At 27.4% G+C, this 17,522-nt stretch carries 12 protein-coding genes and 1 tRNA gene; 9 read left to right on the top strand and 4 right to left on the bottom strand.

What is annotated here, in order from left to right; translation table 4 throughout:
* Window positions 1-19: 19 nt before the first annotated feature.
* From ACNF36_RS00575 to ACNF36_RS00545, 7 genes are all read left to right on the top strand, one after another.
* Window positions 20-502 (top strand): MSC_0623 family F1-like ATPase-associated protein, encoded by a 483-nt coding sequence (locus tag ACNF36_RS00575; RefSeq protein ID WP_323177560.1) that lies wholly within the window; start codon window positions 20-22, stop codon window positions 500-502.
* Entirely contained in the window at window positions 492-1,376 is an 885-nt protein-coding gene (locus ACNF36_RS00570; protein ID WP_323189515.1) for an MSC_0622 family F1-like ATPase gamma subunit, read from the top strand. Before ACNF36_RS00575 ends, ACNF36_RS00570 begins: the two co-directional genes overlap by 11 nt.
* Window positions 1,376-1,834 carry an MSC_0621 family F1-like ATPase epsilon subunit gene (locus ACNF36_RS00565; protein WP_418303365.1) on the top strand — a complete coding sequence of 153 codons (459 nt, stop codon included), beginning with the start codon at window positions 1,376-1,378 and terminating at the stop codon, window positions 1,832-1,834. Before ACNF36_RS00570 ends, ACNF36_RS00565 begins: the two co-directional genes overlap by 1 nt.
* Entirely contained in the window at window positions 1,825-3,783 is a 1,959-nt protein-coding gene (locus tag ACNF36_RS00560; protein WP_418303364.1) for an MSC_0620 family F1-like ATPase-associated subunit, read from the top strand. The genes ACNF36_RS00565 and ACNF36_RS00560 overlap by 10 nt, the downstream gene beginning before the upstream one ends.
* Window positions 3,784-3,792: 9 nt before the next feature.
* Entirely contained in the window at window positions 3,793-5,340 is a 1,548-nt protein-coding gene (locus ACNF36_RS00555; protein ID WP_418303363.1) for an MSC_0619 family F1-like ATPase alpha subunit, read from the top strand.
* Entirely contained in the window at window positions 5,340-6,698 is a 1,359-nt protein-coding gene (locus tag ACNF36_RS00550; protein ID WP_323177554.1) for an MSC_0618 family F1-like ATPase beta subunit, read from the top strand. The genes ACNF36_RS00555 and ACNF36_RS00550 overlap by 1 nt, the downstream gene beginning before the upstream one ends.
* A gap of 125 nt (window positions 6,699-6,823) precedes the next feature.
* Window positions 6,824-10,714 carry a hypothetical protein gene (locus ACNF36_RS00545; protein ID WP_418303362.1) on the top strand — a complete coding sequence of 1,297 codons (3,891 nt, stop codon included), beginning with the start codon at window positions 6,824-6,826 and terminating at the stop codon, window positions 10,712-10,714.
* A gap of 289 nt (window positions 10,715-11,003) precedes the next feature.
* Here the strand turns inward: ACNF36_RS00545 and ACNF36_RS00540 are convergent, their stop codons facing one another.
* From ACNF36_RS00540 to ACNF36_RS00530, 3 genes are all read right to left on the bottom strand, one after another.
* On the bottom strand, window positions 11,004-12,881 hold the full coding sequence (locus ACNF36_RS00540) for an ABC transporter ATP-binding protein (protein WP_418303361.1): 1,878 nt from the start codon (window positions 12,879-12,881) through the stop codon (window positions 11,004-11,006).
* Window positions 12,882-12,896: 15 nt separating this feature from the next.
* Window positions 12,897-14,702, bottom strand: coding sequence for an ABC transporter ATP-binding protein (locus ACNF36_RS00535; RefSeq protein WP_418303360.1), 1,806 nt, complete (start codon window positions 14,700-14,702; stop codon window positions 12,897-12,899).
* 108 nt (window positions 14,703-14,810) lie between these two features.
* Window positions 14,811-14,887 (bottom strand) — tRNA-Arg (locus tag ACNF36_RS00530).
* 128 nt (window positions 14,888-15,015) lie between these two features.
* Between ACNF36_RS00530 and ACNF36_RS00525 the strand changes: the two genes are divergently transcribed.
* Window positions 15,016-15,873, top strand: coding sequence for an MAGa3780 family membrane protein (locus tag ACNF36_RS00525; RefSeq protein WP_418303359.1), 858 nt, complete (start codon window positions 15,016-15,018; stop codon window positions 15,871-15,873).
* Window positions 15,874-16,378: 505 nt separating this feature from the next.
* Here ACNF36_RS00525 and ACNF36_RS00520 read toward each other — a convergent pair.
* Window positions 16,379-16,519 carry a hypothetical protein gene (locus ACNF36_RS00520; RefSeq protein ID WP_418303358.1) on the bottom strand — a complete coding sequence of 47 codons (141 nt, stop codon included), beginning with the start codon at window positions 16,517-16,519 and terminating at the stop codon, window positions 16,379-16,381.
* 279 nt (window positions 16,520-16,798) lie between these two features.
* Here ACNF36_RS00520 and ACNF36_RS00515 point away from each other — a divergent pair, with 279 nt between their 5' ends.
* Entirely contained in the window at window positions 16,799-17,122 is a 324-nt protein-coding gene (locus ACNF36_RS00515) for a hypothetical protein (RefSeq protein WP_418303357.1), read from the top strand.
* Window positions 17,123-17,522: the final 400 nt, after the last annotated feature.

Below are 17,522 nucleotides of genomic sequence, written 5' to 3'. Positions count from 1 at the left end.
TATGTTTAAGAAAAATAAAATGAAAAATAAAGAGCTTTTAGCATACTTAGAAAAAGCAAAAGTTTATCAATCAAAATTATTTGCTGACTTTGAAAGATTTAAAAGCAAACCGACTTATGTTTCAAATGAAAGTTTCTGAAATTCATTTTTAATTGAATACAACTTAACTGAAAAAGATTTAAAACCTTTAACAGACAGTATTCAAAAATGAATTAGCAGAAAAAATAATCTTTTATTAGATAAATTTGTTATCACCTGAACTATTGATTCAAAATTTAGTTTATATGATCAAATTCCTAAAACTGAACAAAAACAAAATGTTTCTGTATCAGATACAATACTTAGAAGCTCTGTTTCACAATTGAACTCAGACTTTAATGGATACATAAATAAATTAATTGAAGAGAATTACATTATCGAATTTATACCGAGTGTTCTTTTATTAAAAGAAAACAATGTTTATAAATTATTTATAGGTCCTGGAATTATTAATGAACAGTAAAACCATTGAATCAAAATATAATTCTCTTAAAAAGATTTATAAAATCGTTGAATCAAAGAAAAATATTACTTTAGTTAACTTACTTAGACTATCTAAACAAATTGGTTACTGTTTAGATAGAGCTAACTATTCAAAATTCATAATTGAGCAAATTATTGATAAATATTCAATCAATGATTTTGCTCTTAATAAAAAAAGTGACTTGCTTACTTTAGGTGGATTAAAAACACTTTGAATTTACATTACAGAAGAAGAAAAATATAGCACTAACTCATATCAAAAACATGAAAAGTACTTACTCCAAGCTATCAACAAATCTAACGATAGCATTATTGCTATCGGCCAAAAAGCAATTAAGTTTGCTAGTGACAACGGATTTAATATCTTATTTAGCTTCGAGAAAAATGAAGTTGATTACTTAAATGAACTACTTCCAAAAATCATTATTAACAACTTCAAAATTAATGATTATGCAAACTTAAACTTTGTAATTAATTCAACAAAGATTAAAGAAAAACATATTCAACTGCTTCCTGTAAATATGAATAATTTCACACTTAAACACCATCAACACAGTCAATTATTGAACTCAAATATCAACACTCATAAAATCTCACAAGATTTAAATGAGTTTATCGATTCAGAAACTGAGTCTTACTTAAACTTTGCTATTTCTTCACTTTTAACTGAGTCAGCTTTAATTTATGAAAAATATAAGTTAGTTGCTCATAATAGTACTCTTAATGATTTAGAAGAAAAAATCAAATTCCAAAAAAGACAATTCTTAAAAGTTAAAAGAGAAAAAGAAATTGAACAAATATCAATGCTTAGCAAGAAAAAAGACTTATTACACGAAATCAGAAAGGGGAACTAATGATTGATTTAACTTTAGTATCAGCTAAAAATGTTAAAAGACATCTTAAGATTTCTGAATTAAAAATCAATCATCAATTAAAAGATAGTTGACAAAAAGTTGAGAAAAACACAATCACAAGTCACAAAAAAGTTTTATGTTCACTTAAAACAAATTCAAAAGAATACTTTTTAATATTTGATTCATTATTTGTCCAAAGTAATGAAAACCAAATTGTCCTTTTCTACAATAATTCATTTGATACTTTTGCCCAAGATGACAAAAATAAAACCCAATTACATTCATTAAATAAAAAATACAAAGAAATTAAAAAAGAACTGCTAAAAACAAAATTTGCTTTATATGCTTCTAATGATATTGATTTAATCAACAGATTAGAAAAACTAAAAAGAAAAGCATTCAAGATTAAGGCTCAAATTTACTTTTCATTATTTGAAAACGAGGATTTATGAAAATAAGAAGATGACTTAAATTAGGGGCTATTTCTTCTTCATTAGTATTACCGCTTTCGGTTATTTCAGCAACTACAAATGAAAACGAAACAGCAAGTGATACAACTGAAACAGAAAAAGAACCTGTTGCTAATTTTCCTGAAACAAAGGAAATGCAAAAAAACATTTTCAATGAAAAATTACCATTAGTCCTTGAAGAGTTTATAAAAAAGCTTGAATTAGAAGTAGCAGATTATGAAAAGCAAAATTTAGCAGAACCAAATATTGAACATTTAAAAAGAATTACTTACTATAAAAAGTTTGTAAATTATTTAAAGACTCAAAAAGATCAAATAGTTTCAAATCCAATTGAAAATGGATTTAACATCATTTTCCCTAATTTACTTACAAATGAAACTTACAAATTAGGAGACATTACTTACTTTAAAAATGATTTTGGACCAGTTATGATTGGTGAAGCTGCACCAGATAACTACGAAAAAGTAAGTGCTATAGACACAGAAGGAACAGTCGCCATTCCTGAAGAAGCAAAATTAATTAACAATCAACTTACTCAAAGTGCGATTTTAAACCAAATAAATAGCTATATTGAATCGCTATCTTCATCTTGAAGAGATATTCTTTTAGAAAAAGAAGACTTTCCTAAATATGCAAAAGATGAAGAAGTTTTCAAGGTCTTAGATGACAATGCAAAATTAGATTTAAATGTACCTAAAGGTGTTGATTCTTGAGATGCTTATTTCTTATCAGTTCTTAATAAGAGAACAATGAAATTTGACATCGAGAAAAACAAAGAATTCAATGAAGTTGAAGAACCAACTCTTCCAATCTTACCTGAAGAAAAAATCGAAGAAGACCCAATTGTAGTTTCAGTTGCTGAAGAAAACGTTCCTAGACTTTCTCCAATACTTACAGGTGACTACATCAACACTTCAAATTCAGAATTAATTAGTTTAGTAAATTCACAAAATGCTAAATTCAATAATGAAGCAGTTTTCTTCTTTAATCCATTATTAAAATTACTTAAATACAACGTTACAGGCTTAAGAGAAGAAGGTGGTAAGTTAATTGCATCAATTACTTTAACAAATACATCAGATGAGAAACAAACATCTTATGAACGTGAAGTGACTAGATATTCAGATGCACAATATGCTCAATCAATGCAAGTTGTAAATAATGCAATCGAATCTTCGATGTTAGGTTACTATGATGCACTTGGAATTACCAAAGATTTAGTTTTTGAAAAACTTGGAAATAGAAGACTTCAAGAAATTGTCTTTGACCAAATCTTTGTTGCAGTAAAAATTATTAACAATCAACAATTCTCAAACATCATAAATGATGCAGTTGAATACTACAAGGATGTAACTTTTAAAAATGATAAAGGTGATTTAATCAACTTATCATTATCAGAAGACTCAAAAGATGCATTCACTAACTCTATTCACGCACAAACAATTAAAGGAAGAACCTACTTTAATTTATTGACAACTGCATATAAAGACTTATATAGCGAGTTTTCAAAACAAATTTCAGTACCTGAAATTAAATCAGTTATTGAAGCTAACTTAAATTCTTTTAATTTCACATTTAGCGATGTTAACGAAGCGCTATCAACTTTAAGAGACTTAATTTTAGACTTAGACAGAATTGAACAAGTAAGCACATTTAAAAATCAACAATTTCAAACTTTCAACGTAAAGTTAGAACAAGTTCAAAAACAATTCATTAATTTAGGTATCGTAACTCAAAATAAAAACATCACTAATGAAAGCGAAAACATCAGAGCACAATACCAAAAAGCTTACAATGAATTGATTCTTAAAGAAAATTTACAATCAACAAAAAACACAAACATTGTTTTAATTACAATCGGTACACTTATTACACTTTTATTAATTGGAACAATAATCATTAGCACTTTAAACAAAAAGAAAGCTAATTTAAAGTAAAGGAAGAACATGGAAAATAAATTATACATATCAGCCATTTATGACTATGTTGTTGAAATAAGTGGCCAAACAAATTACAAACAAAATGAAATTTACCATTTAAAAGATAACAAAGATGCTTTATTGATGGTAATTTCAGCAACAGAAGATCGTGCTTTTTGTTTAGTTAAACAAAATCCTGAAGAATATAAAATTGGTGCAGAAGTAATTAGAGCTAAAGTTGATACAAAAGTTAAGACTGCAAAAAACTACTTCGGAAAAATCATTGACATTAACGGTGACATTTTATTCCCTGAAGTTACTAAAGAAAAATTTGAATTCTATGAGCAACCTTCAGAAATCTTTAACGTTAATAACAACTTAATGTCTTATATGCCTCTTGATGAGCAATTAAAAACAGGTTACTCAGTAATTGACTTGCTGATTCCTGTTGGAAAAGGACAAAGAGAACTTATTATTGGTGATAGAAAAACTGGTAAAACATTTATTGCTTTAAACACAATCATTAACCAAAAAGACAAAAATGTTAAATGTATTTATGTTGCAATTGGACAAAAACAAAGCGAAATTGCAAATGTTTACAATTTACTTAAAGAACATGGTGCTGATGAATACACAATCATCTTAACTGCAAACAGTGATAAACCATATGAACAATATTTAGCTCCATATATTGCTATGGCTCACGCTGAAAATGTTTCTTATGAAGATGATGTTTTAATCGTGTTTGATGACTTAACAAAACACGCAAACATTTTCAGAGAAATTGCTTTATTAATCAACAAACCAGTTGGTAAAGAAGCATTCCCTGGTGATATGTTCTATGCACATGCTAGATTACTTGAGAGAAGCGGTAAATTCCACAATAGAAAATCAATTACCGCTCTTCCAATTATTCAAACAGTTGATAACGACATTACATCTTTAATTGCATCAAACGTTATTTCAATTACAGATGGGCAAATTGTTACAAACTCAGAATTATTTGCGCTTAATAAATATCCAGCTATCGATGTTAACTTATCAGTTTCACGTATTGGTAGTGGAGTTCAAAACAAATTAATGAACCAAAGTGCAAAAATTGTTGGTAAGTTATATAAATCATTCAAAAAACAAGCTAAACTACTTGCTGTTAAATACGACCTTAATGATGACATTAATTCACTTATGTTAGGAGGAATCCAAATTGAAAAAATGTTTAATCAAAAAGGCGTTTCATCATACGATGAAAAAGACATTTACTTAATTTCACGTATCATTCAATGAAACTTATTAAATAACTTATCTGATTTGCAAATTAATCAAGCAATCAAATTCATTATTGAATACGAAAAATATAATGCAACTTGCAAGAAAGTTGTTGAAGATTTAATTAACGATACAACTAAAGATCCTGAATTAGTTAAAAACTACTTTGCATTCTTACTTAACAAATATTCAAATAAATTCAATCTACAATGACAATTACCTGCTGCTAAAGAATTCTTAACTACTGATGAAAAACTAATGGAACAAATTCACAACAAAATCAAAAATGAATTAAAAGGAAGTAAATAATGAGCGCTAAAATAACAAAATTATGAAGTGACGTAATCGAAATTCAATTCAAAAATGAAAAGTTACCAGCTATTAATTCACTTCTTAAAAGTGATAATGGTTCATATTTATTAGTTAAAAGAATTCTTAATGAAAATACTTTATTAGCAGTTATTGTAGACTTAAAAGATAACTTATCAATCAATGATAAGATTGAAAAATTAAACCATTCATTTATGGTTCCTGTAGGAAACGAAGCAAAAGGACACATTTACGATGTGCTTGGAAATAACTTAAGCTCACCTCAAACAAAAGTTACAAAAACAGTTGAAATGGATTCAACAATTGTAACAAACACAAACTACGAAAAAAGAGCACAGCTTTTAACAACAGGTATTAAAGCTATTGACTTTTTCGTTCCTATTTTAGATGGAGATAAAATCGGTATCTTTGGTGGAGCCGGAGTTGGTAAAACTGTTTTAATGAAGGAAATTATTTTCAACCTATCAAAACAAAAAACTAACACATCAGCCATCTTCATCGGTTCAGGAGAACGTTCAAGAGAAGCTATTGAGTTATACAATGATTTAACTGAATCTAACTTAATGCAAAATTCAACAATGTACATTTCAAGAATGAATGAAAACCCAGGTTCAAGAATGAGTATTGTACCAGTTGGAATTACTGCTGCTGAATACTTAAGAGACAACAATAAAGAAAACGTTTTATTATTCATTGACAACATTTTCCGTTTCTTACAAGCTGGAAATGAAGTTGCTGCATCACTTGATAAAAAACCATCAATTGGTGGCTATCAAGCAACTTTAAACACTGAAATTTCACAAGCTGAAGAAAGACTTTATACAAATGAAAATGGTTCAATTACATCATTCCAAACAGTCTTCTTACCAATGGATGATTTATCTGACCCATCAGCTGTTGCTGTATTTAACCACTTAAACTCTTCACTTGTGCTTTCGCGTGAAATTAGTGCTAAAAACATTTTCCCTGCTTTTGATCCGTTAGTTTCTTCATCAAACAACGTAAATCCTGAAATTATTGGTTCAAAACACTATCAAGCTATTTTAGACACAAAATACATCTTACAAAGATATAAAGAAATTGAAGATGTTATGCTTATTTTAGGATTTGATGAGTTAGATGACGAATCAAAAACAATCGTTAAAAAAGCATTACAGTTACAAAACTTCTTCTCACAAAACTTCTTTATGACTGAACATTTCACATTAAGAAAAGGGGTTTTTGTACCTTTAGATCAAACTGTAGATTCAGTTGTTAGAATTATTAATGGTGAATTTATTGATGTAAATCCAGAAAAATTCGCTTACATTGGTTCAGTAAACGACCTTAAAAAATAATCAAATTTGCAAGCTACTTTTAGCTTGCTTTTTTTATTGATTTCAAGCTCAAAATTTATTTTATTTTTTTAATAATATAAAAGTGTTAATTTAGTATATTTAAAAATAATAAAAAGGACAAATTTATGACTAGTAAAACTTCAAAAAGAAATAAAAAGATTATTATACTTTTAGCATTCACAGGAGTACTTGGAGCAGTAACTGCACCTGCTGTGTATTTTGGTCTAAAATACACAAATAAAACTGAAGAAACTGTAAAAGTGATATTAAGAAACGCTTATACCAGGGATGAAGAACCTGAAACTCTTAAGAGTATTGCAAAAAAAATCAATGGTAAATGAGAAATCACTAATCCTGATCCGGAAAACTATGTTTTATTGAATAAATACGGGAGAGTGGTTGATAAATTGATAAGAGATGAAGCTCCAATATCAAATGAATTTATTAAAATATGACCTAAAAATTATGATGTACAAGTTTCAATATCAAGAAATGAATTCGACCATGACTGACAAGATATTAAAGATTTCGAAATTCAAGTTAATTATCAAGATGATGAAACAAGAATTAGTGAACTTATTAAACAGAAATTACCAAGCGACGTTAAAGTTTCATCAATTTCAGGTGTAACTCTTTGAGCTTCAGAAATTCAAATTGAAATTATTGAAAATAGAAAAACTATAACAATTTACTTTAATGATTCGCATGGTGTTATTGAAAAAAGAGTGGAAAGAATTCCTGTCGAAGAAAATTCAATTGTTATAAGTTCAGATTTAGTTCCTAATGATTATGTTCTAGTCGATTCAAACAAACAAATCTTAGATAGTGTTACAGTAAATGAAATCACAAATAATACTATTAACTTAACTGTGCTCCCTAAAAACTATGAAGTTAGAGTTCATATTGATCAAAATAACTCTCATAGAGATGATATTTCTGACTTTAGTATTTTAGTTAATTATCAAGATGATGAAACCAGGGTCAAAGAATTAATACAGCAACATCTTCCTGTAGATGTTAAAGTTAGTTCAATTAGTGATGTTAAACCTTGAGTTGAGATATTTAACGTTAATATCGTTGAAAACAGAAAAACTGCAACAATTAATTTTGTTGATGCTAATGGTTCTGTTATTGGTACAACAACACAAAGAATAAATATGGATGAGAATCAATTAACTGTCTACAGCAATATGGTTCCTGATTCTTATGTTTTAGTTAATTCGAATAAAGAAGTAATTGAAAGTGAAGTCATAGAGCAAATAGTAGATAATTCAGTTAATGTTTTGGTTCTTCCTAAAAACTATAATGCACAAGTTAAAATAGTCAAAAACGAGTCTCATAAACAAGATATTCCAGATTTCGAAATTCAAGTTAATTATCAAGATGATGAAACAAGAATTAGTGAACTTATTAAACAAAAATTACCAAGTGATGTTAAAGTTTCATCAATTTCAGGTGTAACTCCTTGAACTTCAGAAATTCAAATTGAAATTGTTGAAAATAGAAAAACAATAACAATTAACTTTAAGGATTTAAACAACGATATTGTAAAAATTACAACTCAAAAAATTAATATGGATGAAACTTCAATTACAGTTTCAAATTTATTAATTCCAGATGGTTATGTATTAACAAATTCAAATAAACAAGTTGTAGATAGCGTAACAATAAATCAAATTGAAAATGATACTGTTGACGTTAAAGTTTTACCTCAAAACTATAGTGTGCAAGTCGTGATAGCTAATAATGAATCACATAGACAAGATATTAATAACTTTAACATTGATGTTAATTATCAAGATGATGAAACAAAAATTAAAGACCTTATTACTCAACAATTACCTACAGATGTAAAAATTAAATCAGTTTCAGGAATTGAACCTTGAGCTACATCAATAAATCTTGATATTATTGAAAACAGAAAAACGATAACAATTCATTTCAAAGATTTAGATAATAATTTAGTTTCATTGACTACTCAAAAAATTAATATGGATGAAAACTCAATTACTATTGAAAGTAATTTAGTTCCTAACTCATATGTCTTAATCGATTCTAATAAAGAGGTTATTCAATCGGTAACAATTGACCAAATTCAAAATAATGAAGTTAATGTAGTGATAGCCCCACAAAGTTATACAGTTTTAATTAATATTGTTCAAAACAATACAAGTGATCAAATTGATAATTTTGATGTTCAAGCTACTGCTCAAGATACAAAAGATAATTTAATTGAGTTAATTAGAAATCAATTAGATTCTAAATACTTATTTGAGTTAAGTGGTGAGTGAAATAAATTTGATAAAGTCGCAAACATAATTGTTAATGCTGCTCAATCTGCTGAAAGTAAAGATGATTATGTTGCATACATAAGAGAAAATTTAAATTCATTAAATAAAGTAAAACAAAATGAAACATTATTTGGTTCAGATCAAATTACAAACTTTGATTTATCCACTTTAGATGATTATGAAAATAAATCATTAGATGAATTAAAAACTCTTAAAAATGAAGTAGAAAATATTCTTAATGTTGCTAATACAATTGCAACAGAAAAAGTTAATGATGCATTTGAACAAATTGTTCAAATCACTAACAATCCAGATAATTCTAAGTACTACTTAAAAGATTTCATAGCTGATAAAGAAAACTTATCATACAAATTTGAGCATGACACAGATAAAGTTGAATTCTTTATTTCTAGATTAGATGAAATTAATCAAATTAAAGCTAATATTAATGAAAGAATTGATAAAGGTAATTTACTAAATTACTTAACAACAAACATGCAATATGCAACATATTTAGTATTAAATTGTCTAAATAATGCTGATGATGGATACGCAGATTATGTAATTGGTCCTAGAAAACTATTTGAAGGATCATTTAAATTGTTATCTAGTGATAACACATCTAAATATCAAACTCTTTCAATTCGTGATTTAAAACCTTTATTTGATTCAGGTCTAATCACACTTCAATACAAAACTCGTTTAAGAGGACGCAATAATGATCCTTACATTAGATTAGATAAAAGTTCAATTGATTATGATAATGAAATTGTTACATTTGAATATAATCACGATGACAATGAAGAGAGGCTTCTTAAATTAGAAATTTTAAATAATCAAGGAAACTATCCTTATTTAGCAACAACATTTGTTAAAGAAGATAAAAGCCCAATAGCAAACTATTGAGTTAAAACAGGTGTAGTTCCTGATTTAACACCTGCTGCTTCAACTATTGTTCCTAATTCACTTGATGATTATTGATTATTTCCTAGAAAATATGAAATCAAATATAAAGAAAGATTTTTACAAGATGGAACAAATAATGTGAATAAGAACCGATTAAATAATGTAATTAACAGCTATGCAAATCGTTTTTGAAATTACAAGATTTCTGACGGCACAGCATTTAATTATCAAAACGCTTTATGAGTTGCATTGCTTCAAGCATTTGTTAAAACAAATATAACAAGTGATAAGTTTAATATTGATAAAAATACATCGGTCTTCACAAAAACATTTACAGAAGACAACTCATTTACATTTGTTTTAAACGCAACTGCATCTAAAAACTCTTCAACAAGAGATTTTGCAAACATTGGTGGAGCATTCTTTGAACAATTAATTGACTCATCAACTGCAAGACACATTGATTTTGTAACTGGAGACAAAATTAGACTTGAATTTGATTTAGATAATTCACGTTCTTGACATCCAAGTATTCCAGGAAATACATTACCATCAGTTATTTCAAATAACTTAGGAGACTTTTCAAAAACTGCAAAAGCTTACAATTTTAATGGTTACTTCCCAATTAATGCAAGTTACTATGGAGATTTAAGACTTAAACTTTATGTAAATGATAATCTCATTTGAAATGCTTCTACATTAGATGGAACACAAAGTCATATTCTTCCAATCTTTGTATTAGATAAATGAGATATTCAAGAATCAGATAGAAAATACGTTTTAGTATATACAGCTGGTTCAAAAGTAGCAATAGGATAATAATGTGCAAAAAACATTCAACTTTATTAAGAAGTTGTAATATTCGATATTTATGATTCAATCACAGGCTTTTTGCTTGTGATTTTTTATAAGAAAAAAGAAAAAACCATATCAAAGATATGGCTGTTCTTTATTGTAGTTGAAACTTATAAGTGGTATATATCAGAATTCTTCAGTTTGATTAGATATTGAAAATTTATGTATTTTACTTACTTTTATAAAAATTAATGAAATAGAGTCAATCTTTCAAAAGCATAAAAAAAGCAAGCTTCTAGCTTGCGAATTTGTCTTAATTTTCGAATTCAAATTGTGATGTATATAGTTGATGGTAGAAACCTTTTTTATCTAACAACTCTTTGTGTGTTCCTTTTTCAATAATAAGTCCATTATTAACAACTATAATAACATCAGCATTTTTAATTGTACTTAAACGGTGGGCGATAACAAATGTTGTTTTATTTTTCATTAACTCTCACATAGCTTTTTGAACGATTTGTTCTGTTGCTGAATCAATGTTTGAAGTGGCCTCATCTAAAATAAGTAAGTTTTTATTCGAAAGAATTGCTCTAGTCAATGAAAGAAGTTGTCTTTGACCTTGTGATAAGTTAGCACCATTGTTTTCGATCATTGTATCATAACCTTGAGGCATATTCATAATAAAATGATGGGCATGTGTCATTTCAGCCGCTTGAATGATTTGTTCATCAGTTGCATTTGGATTCGTCATTTTAAGGTTATCTTTAATTGATTCATTAAATAAGAATGAATCTTGAAGCACAATTGTCATATGATCTCTTAATTTATCTGTTTTGATGTTTCTAAGTTCATTTCCATCAATTTTAATCGAACCCTTAGTGTAATCATAATATTTAGATAAAAGAGAAATGATTGTAGTTTTACCAGCACCAGTTGGACCAACAATTGCAACAACTTGACCTGGTTTAATATTGAAAGAAGCTGCTTTTAGTTGGTATTCTAACTTGTCTGGATTGTATTTGAAATATACATTATCAAATTGAACGTGTCCTTTAATTGAGTTAATATCAATTGTTTGATTTGATGTATCAGGTTCAGAAATTTCTAAAAGTTTGAAAATTCTTGATGAAGATGCAATTCCAATTTGTGCATTAAATGCACTTGATAAGATGTTTTGGAATGGACCCATAAAGTTTCAGTTAAGGGAAATGAATAAGATAATAAATGCAGGTGTTGCATTTCCGTTTTGGTCAACTCCAAGTCCGATTAAGTTTCAAACAGGTATTTGTTTGAAATAAAAGATTGCAGCAAGACCTGAGATAAGTAAGATAACAAAGTTTGCTATAAGTGTATATCAGATATCAAATGATTTAGCAATTACATCACCTTTGTAAGCACTTTTTCTAATATCGTATGTGATTTTTTCAAGTTCACTATAAACATATGCTTGTCTATCAAATGAGTTAGTTACTTTTGTATTCGTTAACATTTCTTCAACAAAAGCGTTAAGTCTCCCGAATGAGTTTTGCACTTTAACAAAGTAAGGTTGTGATTTTTTAATTAGTAAGAAAACTAATCCAAATAAAATCAATGTAACAGGTAAAACAATTAATGTAAGAAGTGATGAAACTAACATAAGTACAATGATTGTTATACAAATGTTGAATATACTTGTTACAACTTGCGTCATCATTTGGAATAATGAGTTAGCTGTATTGTTAACATCAACAATTAAAGTTGATATCAAGTCTCCTGTTTTGTTTTTATCATAAAAACTAACAGACATTTTTAATATCTTTTCAAGCAGTTCTTTTCTAAGTGTTGCACCAGCTTCAAAAGATAGTTTGATATATAACCTTTGCTCTACATATCTGCAAATACCGTACAAGATAAATGTAAGTGTAAGTGCAGATAGCATTAATATAAAGTTGGTTAAATTAAATTTATCAGGGTAAGTTATTTGTGAATTAAGATAAGGTTCAAAGAAAATTTGTACGATTATTCCAATTAAGAAACTACCAATGATATAGAAAATAGAGTTGAGTAATGAAAATAAAAGAGCAACAAATAATATTTTTTTACTTCTACAAAAGTAGGAAAGTAATTGTTTAAGTGTTTTAAACACTTTAACTTGCTCATTAGCTTGTAAATCTTGAGCTATTTCTTTTTGTTCTTCTCTTAAATCAGACATATTTGCTTCTCCTTTCTATTGATCTAATTGGTTAGTTGCTACATCTTTATATCATTGACAAGATTTAAGTAATTGTTCGTGAGTTCCTTGGTCAAGAATTTTTCCATCTTCAAGAACTAAAATATTATCAGCGTGTTTGATTGAGTTAATTTTCTGAGAAATGATAATTGTTGTACAAGAGTAATTTTCTTTAATATTTTTAATAAGTTGCTTTGTGGTTAAGTTATCAAGAGCAGAAGTTGAGTCATCTAAAATTAAGATTTTAGGGTCAATAATTAAACTTCTTGCAATTGAGATTCTTTGCTTTTGACCACCACTTAAGTTTTTACCTTTTTGTTCGACTTTGTGATTTTCTCTATCCTCGAATGTTTGGATAAAGTTTCTTGCACAAGATGCTGCAAGAGCTTTTTGAAGTTCTTCATTAGTTGCATCGGGTTTAGCGAATAAAACGTTTGATTTAATTGTTCCTGAATATAAAAGTGCATCTTGGTAAACAATAGCTACGTTCTTGTGTAAGTTATGTGTGTTGATGTCTCTGACTTCAATACCATTAATTAAGATATTCCCGTTTTCTTGAGTGTATTTCATATTGTTAACAAGTAAGTTAACAATTGTACTTTTACCTGAACCAGTTGGTCCGATAATTCCTAAAGTTTTACCACCTTGAATTTTGAAGTTAATGTTTTTAATTGCATAATCTTCAGCTGTATAAAAGTATTTGAAGTTAACATTTTTAAATTCAACCGAATAATCAGTTACATCATTAGTTTGTGAAATTATTTTTCCATTTGGAACAAATAAATCATCATATTTAGCATCTAAGACTTGAACTATTCTACCTGAACTAATTTTTGCTCTAAACATAGAACCTAAGAATTGTGAGAATAAAATAATTCCACCAGCTATAACAAATTCATATTCGATGAATACATTAATCTTTGCGATAAACTCACCGTCAATTCTTGGGTTTTGGTCCAATTTAACTTTTCCTATTGCGTAAATTAAGACAACAATAAAGTTAACAATTCCAAAGAATGCAGGTGTTCCAATTGCAAAGAATTTAAAAATATTCTTTTCAGTTTTCACTCATTGATTATTAGCGTAATTGAATTTCCTTTTTTGTTGTTCTTGTAAATTATTTGCCTTTATAAATCTAGCACCATTTACAGTTTCGTCAACTTCTTTTGTAATTGCATCAAGATTTTTTCTATTTTGTTTAAGTTTAGGGTTTACCTTAATGAATATAAATACCATAACAAAAAGAAGTAAAGGTATAACAGCTAAAATCGAGTAAGTGAATTCTAAATCTGTTGCAAAAGCAAATACTAATCCAACAATAATAAATAATGGAGCTTTAACAAGTGATGTCGATGCACCGACTAAGAAATCTCAAAAGACAGCAACATCATCATTAATTCTTGTTATTAAACTTTCGGTTGTTAAATTAGAAATATCTTTAAGACTAAGTTTTTGATATTTAGCAAATAAAGCATTTCTATAAAAGTTCGAAGCTCTCTCGCCGGCTCCGATGATTATCATAGTTGAAGCTATAGCAGTTATTGCTGTAAGTGCGAGTAATACTAAGATTGAAATTAATAAGAATACAAATGCATTAGTTCAGCTTGATGATTCATACAATTGTAAGTTCTTAAAAATTGTAATCGTGTATATTTCTTGACTACCTTTTGTAAGTAAAGGCAAGAATTGACTAAGCACAATTGGCAAAATCATTGTGCAAGCAACATTTAAAATAACAATGATGATACCAATAAAAAATCTCATTTTAATGTTAAATGGCAAAATTTTAAACATCTTATACATAACTTACTCCTTTCATTAATTTGCCCTATATATAATGCATACATTATATATATTTTTAATTTTTATATCTTCAATTATTTATAAGGGTCAAAAAAAGTATAAAAAAAATGGCGATCACGAGAGGATTCGAACCTCCGACCACAAGCTTAGAAGGCTCGTGCTCTATCCAGCTGAGCTACGCGACCACGCTAAAACTATTTTACATTATTTTTGTTAATTCAAAGAATAAAAATTTAATTTTATTTATTAAATTAAGATCATAAGAAAAACAAAATAAATCTAGTTGTCTTTCTTATTTTTATATAATGATACTATGAAAATAATTAGAACAATAAAAGAGAATTTTTCTTCTCTAACAACAAGACAAAAAATATCATTCTTTTTAGCAATTGGTATTGTATTTGTTGTCATATTAGCAACGCTAATAAACTGACATTTAACTTCAACAAGAATTTCACAAGAATTAACAACTTTGTCAGATGAAGCTAAATCTGAAATCCTAAATACATCAAGTATTCACGGATACAAAATGCTTCAATCATTTTGAAGAGTTAATTTAACATTTACGTGACTTAGTAATACATTTTTAGCAATATCTGCAGTTATATTTGTATTAAAAATGAAAAATCATAAAGCACAACAAACTTTCTTCTTGTCAATTATTTACATTTCAATTACATTCTTAATATATTGAACATTAATCTTTGTGCCTGAATTAAAAGAATTTAAACCACTTTACTTTTTTAACACATTCATAATTCACGCAGTGTCACCAATTTTAGGATTTGTGATTTTAATCATAAATCGTAAAGAAATTCAAATTTCAAAGAAAACTGTTTATTTAAGCATTATAACAATGTTAGGTTACTACTTCTTTGCTTTAATCACATTCTTCATGTCAACACCAATTTATGATCAATTTAAAGATGTTGAGCTTAAGAATGGAAATAGATTGACAAAAGAACTTGATATGACTATATATGGTTTCTTAAACTTCCGTGAACCTTTATTTTATAAAGGTGGAAATGTAGCTATTGTGTGTCTATTAAACTTTGTTATTTTTGGAGTCGGATTTATTTTAACTCCATCAATCGGTTATTTATGAGTGAAAGCATTGAGAATTAAATTTGCAACCAAAAAGACTGACAAAGTAGAATGAATTAGACGTTAACAGAGCCTGAAACATCACAAATTTATATGTGGTGTTTTTATTTTTAATGCAAAAATTTTGGCTTTGTTAATTAAATCATCAATTGTCATGGTAATAGCAGCATCATCTTCGAATTTATATAGTGTTGTTTTGTCTATATCAGTAAATGCAAGTTAAGCAACATAGTCTGCAACTGAAGCAAATGTTTTGTAAAATCTACATTCATTTTTAAATAAATATTTAGTATAAAACATATAATTAAGTACTTACATACTCAGGGTCTAATTGTGAATGTTTTTGTTCTTCAAGTCAATATACAAATGTATTAATAACTTTGTTAATATGATTAAAAACTGGATTGAGTTTATCTAATGTTTCTTAGGCTTGCCTTGGCGTTTTTATCCCCATAAAATGATAATCTATGTGTTGCTCTTTGGATAAGTTCTGAGATAGTATTACCATCAAATGTTTTATTATCTACCACAAAGTTTTTGTATCTTAATTTTGTAAAATTCTCAAAGTTTAATTAATCAATATTTGTCAATTTGTTTTTAATAACTTCTCCTTTATTACTGTTATCATCTGGATTGTCCGGTGTATTATTAGTATTTTTAATTGATTGTGTATTATTGCAAGCAATTGTGCTAATTGCACTAACTGCTCCCATTGGTGCAAGTAAAGTTAATAAAAATTTTTTTATAATAAATCTATTTTTTAAACCTGTAAGGTTAAGTCATAAGTATTTTTGTTATTTATAAAATGGTTAAAATTTCATATACGAAACATAAAAAAATTCGCAGCATCCTAATTCATTAGTAATGATCAGTTGATTTATAGAAAAAAATGAAACAAAAATAGAGAACATTTTATTGTTCTCAATTTTTGATATTAAGTTTATAAATTTTTATATTAATATTGTTTTTTAGCAATGGCTATAATTGAACCGATGAAAGAAAGAAGTATTAAGAGTGGTGGTAAACATACACCGATAATATATAAGATCATCGTAGCTTTATTACATTGAGAGATTCTAACTGCACCCACAATGCATGTAATAAATAGAGCAAACCCTATTCCAAGAGCAGGCATAACACTTATGATGCTGATAATTACGGAAATGATTGCTAACGTGTCTCTATTTGTAATAACTTTGCTTAACATTACAGGAGTTAAAGAAGCTACTATAAAATATATTGAAGCAAATACCGTTGTTAAAATTGATAAAACTAATATTGGAACTGATAAAAATTTCTTTTGCATATTGAAGTAATCCTTTTTATAAAGTTTGCTTAAATCAAAACTTTTAGATTTGGAAGGAGTAAAACTAATTTTTTATTATTGAACTACTTAAAACATTGAACTAAATCACATGCATCTATCTTTAAATTATAATAAATATTGAATTTAATAATCATACACAAGTGAAAGAAATCACTGATTATTGTATTTTAGAACTTACTTTTCAAACATTACATTATGCAATTTATAATGAAGTTGTTATTTTTTAATTACTGTTATTGTTAGATATCACTATCATTATAAAAATGAATAAATGAAACATTAACAAAGATAAATGGTAATTTACTGTAAGTAATAAAATGGAAAAATCTTGGTATTATGATGGATATTAGGATATTATTTTTTAAATAGTTTTATTCCTCCATTACTTA

Source organism: Mycoplasma sp. 4463, assembly GCF_048381515.1.
Lineage (GTDB): Bacteria > Bacillota_I > Bacilli_A > Mycoplasmatales > Metamycoplasmataceae > Mycoplasmopsis.
Note: the sequence above shows the minus strand (reverse complement) of the source record. Positions and strands in the feature narration are given on the sequence as shown.